Annotated in this window: 14 protein-coding genes; 9 read left to right on the top strand and 5 right to left on the bottom strand. The window is 74.1% G+C overall.

All coding sequences use genetic code 11. From position 1 onward, the window contains the following. The first annotated feature begins 134 nt into the window (after window positions 1-134). The 5 genes from AMK31_RS28200 to mug all read left to right on the top strand — a co-directional run bounded on the left by AMK31_RS28200 (window position 135) and on the right by mug (window position 5,409). On the top strand, window positions 135-1,460 hold the full coding sequence (locus AMK31_RS28200) for a hemolysin family protein (RefSeq protein WP_073943491.1): 1,326 nt from the start codon (window positions 135-137) through the stop codon (window positions 1,458-1,460). Beyond that, on the top strand, window positions 1,457-2,470 hold the full coding sequence (locus tag AMK31_RS28195) for a hemolysin family protein (RefSeq protein WP_073943490.1): 1,014 nt from the start codon (window positions 1,457-1,459) through the stop codon (window positions 2,468-2,470). The genes AMK31_RS28200 and AMK31_RS28195 overlap by 4 nt, the downstream gene beginning before the upstream one ends. Window positions 2,471-2,533: 63 nt before the next feature. Further along, window positions 2,534-3,331 carry an SGNH/GDSL hydrolase family protein gene (locus AMK31_RS28190; RefSeq protein ID WP_073943489.1) on the top strand — a complete coding sequence of 266 codons (798 nt, stop codon included), beginning with the start codon at window positions 2,534-2,536 and terminating at the stop codon, window positions 3,329-3,331. Between the two features lie 73 nt (window positions 3,332-3,404). Beyond that, entirely contained in the window at window positions 3,405-4,847 is a 1,443-nt protein-coding gene (gene purB, locus AMK31_RS28185) for an adenylosuccinate lyase (RefSeq protein WP_073943488.1), read from the top strand. A gap of 13 nt (window positions 4,848-4,860) precedes the next feature. Then, window positions 4,861-5,409, top strand: a complete 549-nt coding sequence (gene mug / locus AMK31_RS28180; RefSeq protein ID WP_073943487.1) for a G/U mismatch-specific DNA glycosylase — start codon at window positions 4,861-4,863, stop codon at window positions 5,407-5,409. Window positions 5,410-5,420: 11 nt separating this feature from the next. Here mug and AMK31_RS28175 read toward each other — a convergent pair whose 3' ends face one another. The 3 genes from AMK31_RS28175 to AMK31_RS28165 are packed head-to-tail and all read right to left on the bottom strand — an operon-like array spanning window position 5,421 to window position 7,542. Then, window positions 5,421-5,852, bottom strand: a complete 432-nt coding sequence (locus AMK31_RS28175) for a hypothetical protein (protein WP_073943486.1) — start codon at window positions 5,850-5,852, stop codon at window positions 5,421-5,423. 41 nt (window positions 5,853-5,893) lie between these two features. Continuing rightward, a complete protein-coding gene (locus AMK31_RS28170) occupies window positions 5,894-6,619 on the bottom strand; it encodes an ABC transporter permease (protein ID WP_073943485.1) in 726 nt (241 codons plus the stop codon). 2 nt (window positions 6,620-6,621) lie between these two features. Further along, window positions 6,622-7,542: an ABC transporter ATP-binding protein gene (locus tag AMK31_RS28165; protein WP_073943484.1), complete on the bottom strand. Its 921-nt coding sequence runs from the start codon at window positions 7,540-7,542 to the stop codon at window positions 6,622-6,624. 108 nt (window positions 7,543-7,650) lie between these two features. On the opposite strand from AMK31_RS28165, the gene AMK31_RS28160 reads away from it, so the two are divergent. From AMK31_RS28160 to AMK31_RS28150, 3 genes are all read left to right on the top strand, one after another. Continuing rightward, complete coding sequence (locus tag AMK31_RS28160) at window positions 7,651-8,805, top strand: sensor histidine kinase (protein ID WP_073943483.1); 1,155 nt, start codon at window positions 7,651-7,653, stop codon at window positions 8,803-8,805. A gap of 14 nt (window positions 8,806-8,819) precedes the next feature. Further along, window positions 8,820-9,488, top strand: coding sequence for a response regulator transcription factor (locus AMK31_RS28155; protein ID WP_073943482.1), 669 nt, complete (start codon window positions 8,820-8,822; stop codon window positions 9,486-9,488). A 101-nt stretch (window positions 9,489-9,589) separates the two neighbouring features. Further along, window positions 9,590-10,747 (top strand): ROK family transcriptional regulator, encoded by a 1,158-nt coding sequence (locus AMK31_RS28150; RefSeq protein ID WP_073943481.1) that lies wholly within the window; start codon window positions 9,590-9,592, stop codon window positions 10,745-10,747. Window positions 10,748-10,846: 99 nt separating this feature from the next. Here AMK31_RS28150 and AMK31_RS28145 read toward each other — a convergent pair whose 3' ends face one another. Together AMK31_RS28145 and AMK31_RS28140 are read right to left on the bottom strand one after the other, a co-directional pair. Then, on the bottom strand, window positions 10,847-11,608 hold the full coding sequence (locus AMK31_RS28145) for a GntR family transcriptional regulator (RefSeq protein WP_073943480.1): 762 nt from the start codon (window positions 11,606-11,608) through the stop codon (window positions 10,847-10,849). A 246-nt stretch (window positions 11,609-11,854) separates the two neighbouring features. Beyond that, the gene (locus AMK31_RS28140) at window positions 11,855-12,736 is read right to left on the bottom strand and encodes an RNA polymerase sigma-70 factor (RefSeq protein ID WP_073943479.1); all 882 of its coding nucleotides are present in this window, start codon (window positions 12,734-12,736) and stop codon (window positions 11,855-11,857) included. Between the two features lie 165 nt (window positions 12,737-12,901). On the opposite strand from AMK31_RS28140, the gene AMK31_RS28135 reads away from it, so the two are divergent. Then, entirely contained in the window at window positions 12,902-13,732 is an 831-nt protein-coding gene (locus AMK31_RS28135; RefSeq protein ID WP_073943478.1) for an alpha/beta fold hydrolase, read from the top strand. Window positions 13,733-13,823: the final 91 nt, after the last annotated feature.

The raw sequence follows: 13,823 nt of genomic DNA, 5'->3' as shown, positions 1-13,823 counted from the left end.
CGGATCCCCACCGGATCCCGCCGGGGCCGAACCTCCGAGGAAAGGTGTGAACGTCCGCCCATGGGCGAGCCTCCCAGTGCCCGACACCGCGCGATCCTTCCGGCCCTGCCCGACCATGGGACGGAGGTGAACCGATGATCGAAGTGCTCCTCCTGCTGGTGGCCGTCGTGCTGTCACTGATCTGCGGCGCCTTCGTCGCCGCGGAGTTCTCGCTGACCACGGTCGAGCGCGGCGAACTGGAGAGCGCCGTCGAGCGCGGCGAGCGCGGCGCGGCCGGCGCCCTGAAAGCCGTCCGCAACCTGACGTTCCAGCTCTCCGGCGCGCAGCTCGGCATCACCGTCACCAACCTGGTGGTCGGCATGCTCGCCGAGCCGTCGATCGCCCGGCTGATCGCGGGCCCGCTGCGCGCCCTCGGCGTGTCCGCGTCCGCGGCCTCCTCGATCGCCCTGGTGATCGGTACGGCGCTGTCGACGGTGTTCCTGATGGTCGTGGGCGAGCTGGTGCCGAAGAACTGGGCGATCTCCTCCCCGCTGGCCGTCGCCAAACGGGTGGGCAACGCGCAGCGCTGGTTCAGCGCGCTGTTCCGGCCGTTCATCACCCACCTCAACAGCACCGCCAACCGCGTGGTGCGCCGCTTCGGTATCGAGCCCGCCGAGGAACTGGCCTCCGCGCGCGGTCCGCAGGAGCTGGCCGCGCTCGCCCGGCACTCCGCCCGCGAGGGCGCGCTGGAGCCGGACACCGCCGAGCTGTTCGTGCGGACCCTGAACCTGGCCGACCTCACCGCGGAGAACGTGATGACACCCCGCGTCCAGGTCATCGCCCTCGACGCCCAGGCGACCTGCGAGGACGTGGCCAACGTGACCCGGGCGACCGGTCTGTCCCGGTTCCCGGTCTTCCGCGGCAGCCTCGACTCCGTCGTGGGCACCGCGCACGTCAAGGACATCCTCGCCGTCCCCGCCGCGCGGCGGCCCCGCGTGCCCGTCTCCGAGCTGATGCGCGAGCCGCTGCTGGTGCCGACGACGCTGACCGTGGACCGGCTGCTGGACCGGCTGTCGGGGCGGCGGACGATGGCCGTGGTCATCGACGAGTACGGCGGTACGGCGGGCGTCGCCACCCTGGAGGACATCGTCGAGGAGGTCGTCGGCGAGGTGCGGGACGAGCACGACCCGCACGAGACCCCGGACCTCGCCCCCGCCGGGACCGACGAGGACGGCCACGCGCTGTACTCGGCCGACGGGGCCGCCCGCACGGACCAGCTGGTGCGCGTGGGCCTGCGGACGCCGGAGGGGCCGTACGAGACGCTGGCCGGGCTGGTCGCCACCGAGCTGGGCCGCATTCCCGCCGTGGGCGACACGCTGGAGGTCGCCGGCTGGCGGCTGGAGGTCGTGGACGCCTCCGGGCGCAGGGCCGCCCGGGTGCTGCTGCACGCGCCGCTCGACGACCAGGGAGCCCGGACATGACCGCCGTACAGCTGCTGATCGGTCTGGCGACGCTCGTCGTCAACGCGTTCTTCGTCGGCGCCGAGTTCGCGCTGATCTCGGTGCGCCGCTCGCAGATCGAGCCGTACGCCGAACAGGGCGACCGGCGCGCCAAGGTCGTGCTGTGGGGGCTGCGGCACGTGTCCGCGCTGATGGCGGCCGCGCAGCTCGGGATCACCCTGTGCACGCTGGTGCTCGGTGTGGTCGCCGAGCCGGCGATCGCGCATCTGCTGGAACCCGTCTTCCACGCGATGGGCGTGCCGAGCGGGGCCGGACACGCGGTGTCCTTCGTGATCGCGCTGACCCTGGCGACGTATCTGCACATGCTGCTCGGCGAGATGGTGCCGAAGAACATCGCGCTCGCGGAGCCGGTGCGCAGCGCGCTGCTGCTCGGGCCGCCGCTGGTCACGCTGTCGCGGACGCTGCGGCCGGTGATCTTCACGGTCAACGCCTTCGCGAACGCGCTGCTGAAGATGCTGCGCATCGAGACCCGGGACGAGGTGACGGCGACCTTCTCCGACGCCGAGCTGGCCCGGCTGGTCAAGGACTCCGGCGCGGCCGGCCTCATCGACGACCGGGCGCAGGAGCGGCTGCGCGACGCCCTGGAGCTGGGGCGCCGCCCCGTGCGCGACGTCGTCCTGCCGCTGGAACGCGTGGTCTACGCGCGCGTGGGCGTCACCCCCGAGGAACTGGAGCGCCTCTCCGCCGAGTCCGGCTTCTCCCGCTTCCCCGTGGTGGACGAGGGACGCCGGATCGTCGGCTACCTGCATGTGAAGGACGCCCTGGACGCCGCCTCGCGCGACGTGCCGTTCCGGCTGCGCGACATGCGCCGCATCGCCCGCGTCCGCGAGACGACCCCCCTCGACGACGTCCTCACCGCCATGCGCGGCAGCCGGACCCACCTGGCGGCCGTCCTGGGCTCCGACGGCCGGCTGGCCGGGCTGGTGACGATGGAGGACGTGCTGCGGGAGCTGTTCGGGCAGCGGGCGTGACGGGCGGCCGATCCGGGGGGACCGACCGGCGGGTATGTGCTTCGGGATACCATCTGTGGCGTCATGCAGAAGAATGCCTCTCCCACGCACGCCAGCCTGGTCGCCGTCGGTGATTCCTTCACCGAGGGCATGTCGGATCTGCTGCCCGACGGTTCCTACCGGGGCTGGGCCGATGTGCTCGCGGCGCGGATGGCCGCCCGTACGCCCGGCTTCCGGTACGCCAACCTCGCCGTGCGCGGCAAGCTGATCGGGCAGATCGTCGCCGAGCAGGTGGACGTGGCCGCCGCGATGGGCGCCGACGTCATCACCCTGGTCGGCGGCCTCAACGACACCCTGCGTCCCAAGTGCGACATGGGCCGGGTGCGGGGGCTGCTGGAGGAGGCCGTGGAGCGGCTGGCGCCGGCCTGCCGACAGCTGGTCTTGATGCGCAGCCCCGGCCGCCAGGGGCCCGTCCTGGAGCGGTTCCGCCCGCGCATGGAGGAGCTGTTCGCCTGCGTCGACGAGCTGGCCGCCCGGCACGGCGCGCTCGTCGTCGACCTGTACGGCGCGCCCTCCCTGGCCGACCCCCGGCTGTGGGACGTGGACCGGCTGCACCTGACGGCCGAGGGCCACCGCCGGGTCGCCGAGGCCGTCTGGCAGACCCTCGGCTACGAGCCCGAGGACCCGGACTGGCACGTCCCGCCGCCCCCCACCGCACCGCCCGGCTGGGTCGGCCGCCGCGTCGCCGACGTCCGCTTCACCCGGCAGCATCTGCTGCCGTGGATCGGACGGCGGCTCACCGGGCGCTCCTCGGGGGACGGCCGCCCGGCGAAGCGGCCCGAGCTGCTGCCGTACGAGGCGGTCGCCGACGCCGGCGCGTGACGCCCGTCTCGTAGCTTCCGCCGAACGGTCCCTTGGCGCTGGCCTGCACGAACCGCCAGTAGAATCTGGACACGTGACTTCTGCGCCCGCCAAGCCCCGCATCCCCAACGTCCTCGCCGGACGCTACGCCTCCACCGAGCTCGCCACGCTCTGGTCGCCCGAGCAGAAGGTGAAGCTGGAGCGTCAGCTCTGGCTCGCCGTGCTGCGGGCCCAGAAGGACCTCGGCATCGAGGTGCCGGACGAGGCGATCGCCGACTACGAGCGTGTCCTCGACACCGTCGACCTGGCCTCCATCGCCGAGCGCGAGAAGGTCACCCGGCACGACGTGAAGGCACGGATCGAGGAGTTCAACGACCTCGCCGGGCACGAGCACGTGCACAAGGGCATGACCTCCCGCGACCTCACCGAGAACGTCGAGCAGCTGCAGATCCGGCTCTCGCTGGAGCTGATGCGCGACCGCACGGTCGCCGTGCTGGCCCGCCTCGGCAAGCTGTCCGCCGAGTACGGCGAGCTGGTCATGGCCGGCCGCTCCCACAACGTCGCCGCCCAGGCCACCACCCTCGGCAAGCGTTTCGCGACCGCCGCCGACGAGCTGCTGGTCGCCCACGCCCGCGTCGAGGAGCTGCTGGGCCGCTACCCGCTGCGCGGCATCAAGGGCCCGGTCGGCACCGCCCAGGACATGCTGGACCTGCTCGGCGGCGACGCCTCCAAGCTCGCCGACCTGGAGGGCCGGATCGCCGCCCACCTGGGCTTCTCGCAGGCCTTCACCTCGGTCGGCCAGGTCTACCCGCGCTCCCTCGACTACGAGGTCGTCACCGCGCTGGTGCAGCTGGCCGCCGCGCCGTCCTCGCTCGCCAAGACGATCCGGCTGATGGCCGGGCACGAGCTGGTCACCGAGGGCTTCAAGCCGGGCCAGGTCGGCTCGTCCGCGATGCCGCACAAGATGAACACCCGCTCCTGCGAGCGCGTCAACGGCCTCATGGTCATCCTGCGCGGCTACGCCTCGATGACCGGCGAGCTGGCCGGCGACCAGTGGAACGAGGGCGACGTGTCCTGCTCGGTGGTGCGCCGCGTCGCGCTGCCGGACGCGTTCTTCGCGCTGGACGGCCTGCTGGAGACGTTCCTGACCGTGCTGGACGAGTTCGGCGCCTTCCCGGCGGTCGTCGCCCGGGAGCTGGACCGCTACCTGCCGTTCCTCGCCACCACCAAGGTGCTGATGGGCGCGGTGCGCGCGGGCGTCGGCCGTGAGGTCGCCCACGAGGCCATCAAGGAGAACGCCGTCGCCTCCGCGCTCGCGATGCGCGAGCAGGGCGCCGAGCGCAACGAGCTCCTCGACAAGCTCGCCCTCGACGAGCGCATCCCGCTGGGCCGCGCCGAGCTGGACGCGCTGATGGCCGACAAGCTGTCCTTCACGGGCGCCGCCGCCGACCAGGTCGGTGTGGTGGTCGGCCGGATCGAGGAGATCGTGAAGCAGCGCCCGGAGGCCGCGGGCTACACGCCCGGGGCCATCCTCTGACGCCCGTCACAGGATGACCCGCTTCACCCCGGCGGAACTGGAGGCCGCCCGCGACCGTCTGGTACCGGACGTCGTCGCGGACGGCCTCCACGTGCTGTTCTGCGGAATCAACCCCGGCCTGATGACCGCCGCGACCGGCCACCACTTCGCCCGCCCCGGCAACCGGTTCTGGCCGGTGCTGCACCTGTCCGGTTTCACGCCCCGGCTGCTGAAACCGGCCGAGCAGCCGGAGCTGCTGTCGTACGGGCTCGGCATCACCAACGTGGTGGCGCGGGCGACGGCCCGGGCGGACGAGCTGAGCGCGGACGAGTACCGCGAGGGCGGGCGGCAGCTGGCGGTCAAGGTCGCGCGGCTGCGGCCGCGGTGGCTCGCGGTGGTCGGCGTGACCGCCTACCGGGCCGCGTTCGACGACCGGAAGGCCCAGGTGGGGCCGCAGGAGCGGACCATCGGGGACACGCGTGTGTGGGTGCTGCCCAATCCGAGCGGGCTGAACGCGCACTGGACCGCGCAGACGATGGCGGAGGAGTTCGCCCGGCTGCGGGCGGCCGCCGCCGAGGGCTGACCGGTTCCGGGTCAGGGCGGGTCCGTCTCGGTGACCACCGCCAGCAGCCGTATCGCGTCGGACGGGTCCCGGTCGGCCACGCCGAGGGCGACCCAGCGGCCGGTCCCGTCCGCCTCCCAGACGTACGCCTCGTCCACCAGGTGACTGAGGCTGCCCCACGGCTCGGGTATCTCCTCGCCGCGCAGGCCGCGCACCCGTAACGTCAGCGTGCCCCATGGCCGCACCGGTCCCCACCGCCGGTGCAGCACCTGGGCCACGGCCTCCTTGTGCGCGTCCACGTCCTCGGCCGCCTGCTCCCGTGCCGCCGGCTCCCCCTCCCCCGCGAGCAGTTCCGCCATGAAGTAGCCCGGGCCCGCCCGGCCCGCGTCCGACCAGCCGTGCTCCGCGGGGAAGGGGCGCAGGCACAGCCGGTCGATCGTCTCCAGGCACCGTGCGATGTTCATGCCGCCCAGTAAACCCGCCCCCACTGACAATTGGCGTGGCGTCAGGCGTCCCTGCGCCGCACGCTCCACGCACCCGCCGCCACGACGGCCGCCGTCCACAGCGCCGTCACGGCGAGCCCGGTCCACGGGCCGAGGGAGCCGTCCGGGTCGGCGTGGAGGACGACTTGGCCGGCGCGGTCCGGCAGGTACTCGGGCAGACCGCCGGTGGAGGTCCCGATGACGAACGACACCACCAGCAGGAAGGGGACGAGGATGCTGAGCGCGCCGACGGCGCTGCGCAGCAGGGCCGTGAGTCCGGCCGCGAACAGGGCCATCAGCGCGAGGTAGACGCCGCAGCCGACGACGCCGCGCGCCTGGAGGCCCGCGGTGAGCCCGGCCGCCGCGTCGCCCATGCCCGCGCGGGCGACGGCGAGCGAGGCGGCGCCGGTCACGAGTCCGACGAGGAACACCGGTACGGCGACGGCGGTCAGCTTGGCCGCGAACCAGCGTCCGCGCCGTGGCACCGCGGTGAACGCGAGGCGCAGTCCGCCGCCCTGGAACTCGGAGGAGACGGCAAGGGCGCCGAACGCGATGGCCGCGATCTGGCCGGGCGCGGTGCCGAGGAACGCCGTGAACAGCGGGTCGAATCCGGGGTCCGTGGTGCTGCCGGTGGCGGCGATCGCGGAGAACGCGGTCGTCACGGCGAAGAGGGCGGCCAGTGCGCCGTACAGGGAGCGCAGGGTGCGGATCTTCAGCCACTCGGCGTGCAGGACGGGGGTGAACGCCACGGTCAGGCCTCCTGGGGCTGGGCGGTGAACTCGGTCTCGGCGGCGGTCAGGTCGAAGTAGGCCTGCTCCAAGGTGCCCTCCTGGGCGGCGAGTTCGAGGACGGGCAGCCGCGCCTCGGAGGCGAGGCGGCCGATGTCCTCCACGCGCGCGTGGTCCACGATCCAGCCGCCCGACTCGCCCGGGGCGGCCTCGTAGCCGTGGCGGGCGAGCAGGTCCCGCAGCGCGGTGTCGTCGGTGGTGCGCACGCGGACACGGGGCCGCACGCGCGCGTCGATGAAGTCGCGCATCGGCATGTCGGTGAGGAGCCGTCCCCGGCCGAGGACGACCAGGTGGTCGGCGAAGGACGCGGTCTCGTTCATCAGATGGCTGGAGACCAGGACCGTGCGGCCCTCGTCGGCGAGCCGGCGCAGCAGCCGGCGGATCCAGACGATGCCCTCCGGGTCCAGGCCGTTGGACGGCTCGTCCAGCATGATCACGGGCGGGTCGCCGAGCAGGGCCGCCGCGATGCCGAGGCGCTGGCGCATTCCGAGGGAGTACGTCCTCACCCGGCGGCGCGCTGCGCCGGCCAGGCCCGTCTCCGCCAGCACCGCGTCCACCCGCGACACCGGGACGCGGTTGCTCGCGGCGAGGGTGCGCAGATGGTCGCGCCCGGTGCGGGAGCCGTGCGCGGCCTGGGCGTCGAGCAGGGCGCCGACCTCGCGCAGCGGCTCGCGCAGGGTGGCGTAGGCGCGGCCGCCGACGGTCGCGGTGCCCGAGTCCGGCCGGTCGAGGCCGAGCACGAGCCGCATGGTGGTGGACTTCCCGGCGCCGTTGGGGCCGAGGAAGCCGGTGACCCGGCCGGGCTCGACGGTGAAGGTGAGGTGGTCGACGGCGCGCCTGCCGCCGTACTCCTTGGTGAGGTCTCGGACGTCGATGCTGGTCATGGCCCCAGACTGGCCGTCGTCCCGGCGGGTGCGCCTCCCCTGTGCGTGGAGGCCGTCTCCCCCGCCCGGGGGAGGCCGGTTGTCGGTGGCGGCTGGCACGATGAGGCGATGATCCGCTTGCTGCGCCCGCTCCTGCGCGGGACGACGTACACGCGCCTGCTGCATCTGTGGGTTCCGATGCTGCTGGTCGCCGTGTGGTTCTTCGTCGACATGGAGCGGTGGTGGATCCCCGCCCTGGCGCTGGTACCGGTCGCGATGATCCCCGCCGTGCGGCGCGGCGAGGGGCTTCAGGCGCGGTTCATGCTGCTGCAGGACGCGTCGGACTCGGGCATCTCCACCGCGCCGTCGGCGACTTGGGGCGACCGGTGGCGCACGGTCCTGTGGCTGCAGGCCCGGCTCGTCCTGGGGTCGGCGACCGCGTTCACGACCGTCTGGATGCCGGTCTGCGCCATCGACCTGATCGAGGCGTCGCTCGGCCGGGAGCAGCACGACACCCCGATCCTGCAGATCGACGAACCCCACTGGGGTTACGCCCTCCTGGCGCCCCTCCCCCTGATCGTCATGGCCGCGGTGGTGGTGGCACTCGGCGAGCTGATCACCGTGCTCGCGCGCGGGCTCCTCGGGCCGTCGGCGGCGGAGCGGCTGGCCGCGCTGGAGGAGCGCACCGAGCGGCTGCTGGAACGCAACCGGATCGCGCGGGAGTTGCACGACACGATCGGGCACGCGCTGACGGTGGCGGTGGTGCAGGCGGGTGCCGCGCGGGCGGCGGGCGATCCGGCGTTCACGGACCGGGCGCTCGCCGCGATCGAGGACACCGGGCGGGCCGCGCTGGAGGACCTGGACCGGGTGCTGGGCGTCCTGCGCGAGGCGGAGCGTCCGGTGAGCGCGCGTCCGACGCTCACGGAGGCGGACCGGCTGCTGGCGTCCGCGCGCGCCTCCGGGACGAAGGTCGACGCCGAGTTCGCGGGGCCGCTGGCGACGGTGCCCGGCCCGGTCTCGCGGGAGGGCTACCGCATGCTCCAGGAGGCGCTGACCAATGTGCTGCGGCACGGGGACGGGGCCGCGGCACGAGTCCGGGTCGCGGTCGCGGACGGCCGGCTCGACCTGGAGGTCCGCAATCCGCTGCCGGCGTCGAGACCCGGGCCCGGCCGGGGCAGCGGGCTGCGCGGCATCCGGGAGCGGGCCGCGCTGCTCGGCGGCCGGGTGCACACGGGCCCCGACGACGGCGACTGGCAGGTGCGCGTCGAACTGCCGCTCGGCTGATCTACGCTGGGCGGGTGCCGCCGATCACCGTTCTCCTCGTCGACGACGAACCCCTTGTCCGCGCGGGGCTGCGCGCGGTGCTGGAGGCGCAGCCCGACCTGGAGGTGGTCGGGGAGGCCGCCGACGGGGCCGCGGTGATCCCGCTGGTGCGGCGACTGCGGCCGGACGTGGTCGCCATGGACGTGCGGATGCCGCTGCTGGACGGGATCGAGGCCACCCGCGCGGTGCTGCGGACCGTGCCGGACCCGCCGAAGATCCTGGTGGTGACGACGTTCGAGAACGACGAGTACGTCTACGAGGCGCTGCGGGCGGGCGCCGACGGGTTCCTGCTGAAGCGGGCCCGGCCGGCGGAGATCGTGCACGCGGTGCGGCTGGTCGCCGAGGGCGAGTCGCTGCTGTTCCCGGCGTCGGTGCGGCAGTTGGCCGCCGAGTACGGCGGCGACGGCGGCGGGAACCCGGCGGCACGGACGGTGATGGACCGGGCGCAGCTGACCGAGCGGGAGGCGGACGTGCTGCGGCTGATGGCGCGGGGGCTGTCGAACGCGGAGATCGCCGGACAGCTGGTGGTCGGCACGGAGACGGTGAAGTCACACGTCAGCGCGGTGCTGGCGAAGCTGGGCGCGCGGGACCGCACCCAGGCGGTGATCGCGGCGTACGAGTCGGGGTTCGTCTCACCCGGCTGACCGGAAGCCGGGGGCGGCCGTCGGGGGCGGGCGCGCTCGCCGGGGTCGACGGCGCCGAGTACGATCCGGCCAACACGCGCACGAGCTGGGAGGACGGGACGTTGGCGGGGCTGACCGGCGGGGATCCCTCGCTGCTGCGAAGGATCAATTCCGCGGTGGTGCTGCACGCGCTGCGTGCCACGGACTGCGCGACGCTGACCGAGATCACCCGGGTCACCGGACTGTCCCGGCCCACGGTCGAGGGCGTCGTGGAAGGGCTCATAGAGGCCGGGCTGGTCGTCGAGAAGGCCGCCGAGGAGGGCGCCGCCCGGCGTCAGGGGCGGCCCGCGCGGCGGTTCCGGTTCCGCGCGGAGGCCGGTCATCTGCTGGGCCTGGAGATCGGTCCGCACCGGGTCGCCGCGCTCCTCGCCGACCTGGACGGCCGGGTGCTGGGCGCACAGGCCAAGGACGTCTCCGAGACCGCGCCGGCGGACGAGCGCCTGGAGCGGCTGCGCACGGCGGTCGCCGAGCTGCTGCGCCGGGCCGGGGTCGCCAGGGGCTCGCTGCGCGCGGTGGGGGTGGCCACGCCGGGCATCGTCGAGGCGGACGGCACGGTACGGCTGGGCACGGCGCTGCCCGGGTGGACGGGGCTGCGGCTGGGCGAGCGGCTCGGCCGGTCCTTCAAGTGCCCGGTGCTGGTGGAGAACGACGCGAACGCGGCGGTCGTCGCCGAGCACTGGAAGGGCTCGGCGACCGAGTCCGACGACGTGGTGTTCGTGCTGGCCGGGCTGAGTCCGGGGGCCGGCGCGCTGATCGGCGGGCGGCTGCACCGGGGGTACGGCGGGGCGGCCGGGGAGATCGGCGCGCTGCATCTGCTGGGCCGGGAGGCGAAGCCGGAGACGCTGCTGTCCACCACGGACGAGCCGCTGCACCCGCTGGACGAGCGGCAGGTCGCCGAGGTGTTCGCGCGGGCCCGCGAGGGCGACCGGCGGGCCCGCGCGGCCGTCGACCGGTTCATCCAGCGGCTGGTGCACGACGTGGCGGCGCTGGTGCTGGCGCTCGATCCCGAGCTGGTGGTGATCGGCGGCTGGGCGGCGGGCCTGGACGGGGTGCTGGAGCCGCTGCGCCGGGAACTGGCGCGCTACTGCCTGCGCCCGCCGAGGGTGGCTCTCTCCCTGCTCGGGGAGGCCGCCGTGGCGACGGGCGCGCTGCGGCTCGCCCTCGACCATGTGGAGGAGCAGCTCTTCGCGGTCGAGGGGACGGTGACGGCACGGCGCTGACGGCGACCTGCCGTCGGCGACCGTGCCGTCGTGTGCCGTGCCGTCGTGTGCCGTGCCTTCGCTGACCGCGCCCAGGCGCCGCGGGATGGTGCGGCGGGCTCAGGAGGCGCGGCGCTCCGGGTCCTCGTGGATCTCGACGGCGCCGAAGTCCCCGAAGGTCAGCCGGCAGGTGTCCGCGCGGTAGGTGGCGACGGAGAGCGCGGCGGTGCGGCCCTCGGCGAAGAAGCGGGTGGTGACGACGAGGACGGGCGCGCCCGGCAGCCGGTCCAGTTCCTTGGCGTCGTCCGCGCGGGCCGAGCCCAGCTCGACCGCGCTGTCCCGCCCCTCCAGTTCCAGCCGCTGCAGCTCGCGCAGCACCGCACGCGCGCGTGCCGCTCCGGAAGGGGCGTCGATGGCGGTCAGGTCGGGCACCGAGGACGCGGGGATGTAGAGCAGTTCCGCGGCGACCGGCTGCCCGTGGGTCATCCGGGTGCGGCGGACGGTGTGCACGGGTTCGTCACGGCCGGTCTCGAGAGCGGCGGCGACGGCGGCCGGCGGGGCGGCGGCAGTGCAGTCGGCGGCCTGCCAGGCGTCGTCGCCCGCGCCGGGCCAGGAGTGCCGCTCGGTGCCGACGGCCACTCCCACGCGGGGCGGCGCCACGGTCGTGCCGACGCCGCGGCGGCGCTGGAGCCTGCCCTCCAGTTCGAGCTGCTCCAGGGCCTGGCGCAGGGTCGCGCGGGCGACGCCGAAGCGGGCGGCGAGCTCGCGCTCGTTGGGCAGGATCTCGCCGACGGAGAACTCCGAGTCCAGTGCCTCGGTGAGCACGGTCCTGAGATGCCAGTACTTAGGTTCCGGCACCGATTCCAGCTGCGTGGTCCCCACCCTGTCCTCCGCAATCGCCGGTGATCCCGCGGCGTTTTAGCGCCCTTGTTTATTAAAGGTTGTTGCACTTGTCTGCGACCATAGGGCGGCCCTCACCCTTGGTCAAGACCAATCCTCGATCCCCGGCACGGCGCGCGGGAGCGCCGCGGTGGAGCGTTCATGAAGCGTTCGTACGGGCGCGTGTCCGTGACATGACGGCAAAGCCCCCGTCGCGGGACGGGGGCTTCGGCGGTGGTGCGGGAGCGGTCAGCCGGCGGCCACCGACCGCAGCTTGTCCGGGTTACGGATGATGTAGACGGCCTGGACGCGTCCGTCGAGGACGTCGAGCTGGAGGACGGAGTCCGGTCGGCCGTCGTCCGTCACGAGGACCGCGGGGCCGCCGTTGACCTCCAGGAAGCGGAAGGACACGGAGCCGGTCTGCGCCGCCGCGCCGATGAGGAAGCGGCCCACCTTGTCGGCGGTCTCCAGCTCCCGCAGGGGCGCCCGGGACTTGCCGCCGCTGTCGCCGACGAGCCGGACGTCGGGGGCGAGCAGCGCCATCAGGCCCTCCAGGTCGCCCTCCGCGGCGGCGTTGAGGAACCGTTCGGTGAGGTCGCGGCGCTGGGCGGGGTCGACGTCATAGCGCGGCCGGCGTTCGTCGACGTGCTTGCGGGCCCGGCCGGCCATCTGCCGTACGGCCGGTTCCCCGCGGTCGAGCAGGGCGGCGATCTCGGCGTAGGGGTAGCCGAAGGCCTCGCGGAGCACGAAGACCGCGCGTTCCAGCGGCGACAGCGACTCCAGGACGACGAGGACGGCGAGGGAGACGGAGTCGGCGAGCACGGCTCGTTCGGCGGTGTCCGGAACCGCTTCCTCGTGGGCGGTGACGTACGGCTCGGGCAGCCAGGGGCCGACGTAGGTCTCCCCGCGTGCCTTGATCTGGCGGAGGCGGTCGATGGCGAGGCGGGTGGTGATGCGCACCAGGTAGGCGCGGGCTTCGCGCACCCCGCTCCGGTCGGCGCCGGCCCAGCGCAGCCAGGCGTCCTGGACCACGTCCTCGGCGTCGGCCACGCGGCCGAGCATGCGGTAGGCGACTCCCAGGAGGAGCGGGCGGTGCTCTTCGAAGACGTCCGTGGCGGTGTCGGTGGTCACGGGCCCATCCCAGCCGACGCGCGCGGTGGTGTCCAGGCGAAATCCGGTGCGACGCGCGCCGTTCGCGCGGGGGCGCGCGATCGGGCGCATTCGGGGGCTACCCGTCGGTAGCAATTGCTGACAGGGTGTCTACGCAAAGTCCCCGGCGCAACCACGAGGAGCAGCATGTCCGCCTCCGTCTCCTTCACGGTCCCCACCCCCACCGGGCCGCGGCAGTTGACCGTCTCCTACGCGCGCGAGGGCGACGGCGAACCGTTGCTCCTGCTGCACGGCATAGGCCACCACCGGCAGGCCTGGGACCCGGTGATACCCGTGCTGGCCAAGGAGCGTGACGTGATCGCCGTGGACCTGCCCGGGTTCGGCGAGTCGCCGGCGCTCCCGGACGGGCTGCCGCACGACCTGCCGACGATGACCACCGTGCTCACCGCGCTGTGCGAGGCGCTGGGCGTCGAACGGCCCCATGTGGCGGGCAACTCGCTGGGCGGGCTGCTGGCGCTGGAACTCGGCCGCGCGGGCCGGGTCCGCTCGGTCACGGCGCTGTCCCCGGCGGGGTTCTGGTCCGAGGCCGAGCGGCGCTACGCGTTCGGGGTGCTGCTGACGATGCGGGAGATCGCCCGCCGCACCCCCTCGTCGGTGGTGGAGCGGCTGGCGCCGTCGGCGGTCGGCCGGACGCTGCTGACGAGCACCATCTACGCCCGCCCGGCCCGGCGCGCGCCGGAGGCCGTGATCGCCGAGACCCGGGCGCTCGCGCACGCCGAGGGGTTCTCCGAGACGCTGCGCTCGGGCCGGGGCGTGCGGTTCAGCGAGGACGTGCCGGGGCTGCCGGTCACCGTCGCCTGGGGCAGCCGGGACCGGCTGCTCGTGCCCCGGCAGGGCGTCCGCGCCAAGACCGTCATCCCGCGGGCCCGGCTGGTCCGCCTGCCCGGCTGCGGACACGTCCCGATGAACGACGACCCGGCACTGGTCGCGCGCGTGCTGCTGGACGGCAGCCGGTAGCGGGCCCTAGAGGGTGTCTCGCCGATCATGCCGGGCTCGCGGCGTCTGGCACCGCGCCTCGCCGCGTTGTCGTCGGTCCCCGATTCCCCCA

It is taken from the genome of Streptomyces sp. TSRI0107 (genome assembly GCF_001905845.1).
Classification (GTDB): Bacteria; Actinomycetota; Actinomycetes; order Streptomycetales; family Streptomycetaceae; genus Streptomyces.
The sequence above is the reverse complement of the archived record's forward strand: the minus strand, read 5'-3'. Positions and strand labels throughout refer to the sequence as shown.

Bases quoted from the DNA above. Each gene is read 5' to 3' on its own strand.
- AMK31_RS28200 (WP_073943491.1), top strand. From the start codon at position 135: ATGATCGAAGTGCTCCTCCTGCTGGTGGCCGTCGTGCTGTCACTGATC.
- AMK31_RS28195 (WP_073943490.1), top strand. From the start codon at position 1,457: ATGACCGCCGTACAGCTGCTGATCGGTCTGGCGACGCTCGTCGTCAAC.
- AMK31_RS28190 (WP_073943489.1), top strand. From the start codon at position 2,534: ATGCAGAAGAATGCCTCTCCCACGCACGCCAGCCTGGTCGCCGTCGGT.
- mug (WP_073943487.1), top strand. From the start codon at position 4,861: ATGACCCGCTTCACCCCGGCGGAACTGGAGGCCGCCCGCGACCGTCTG.
- AMK31_RS28175 (WP_073943486.1), bottom strand. From the start codon at position 5,852: ATGAACATCGCACGGTGCCTGGAGACGATCGACCGGCTGTGCCTGCGC.
- AMK31_RS28165 (WP_073943484.1), bottom strand. From the start codon at position 7,542: ATGACCAGCATCGACGTCCGAGACCTCACCAAGGAGTACGGCGGCAGG.
- AMK31_RS28160 (WP_073943483.1), top strand. From the start codon at position 7,651: ATGATCCGCTTGCTGCGCCCGCTCCTGCGCGGGACGACGTACACGCGC.
- AMK31_RS28135 (WP_073943478.1), top strand. From the start codon at position 12,902: ATGTCCGCCTCCGTCTCCTTCACGGTCCCCACCCCCACCGGGCCGCGG.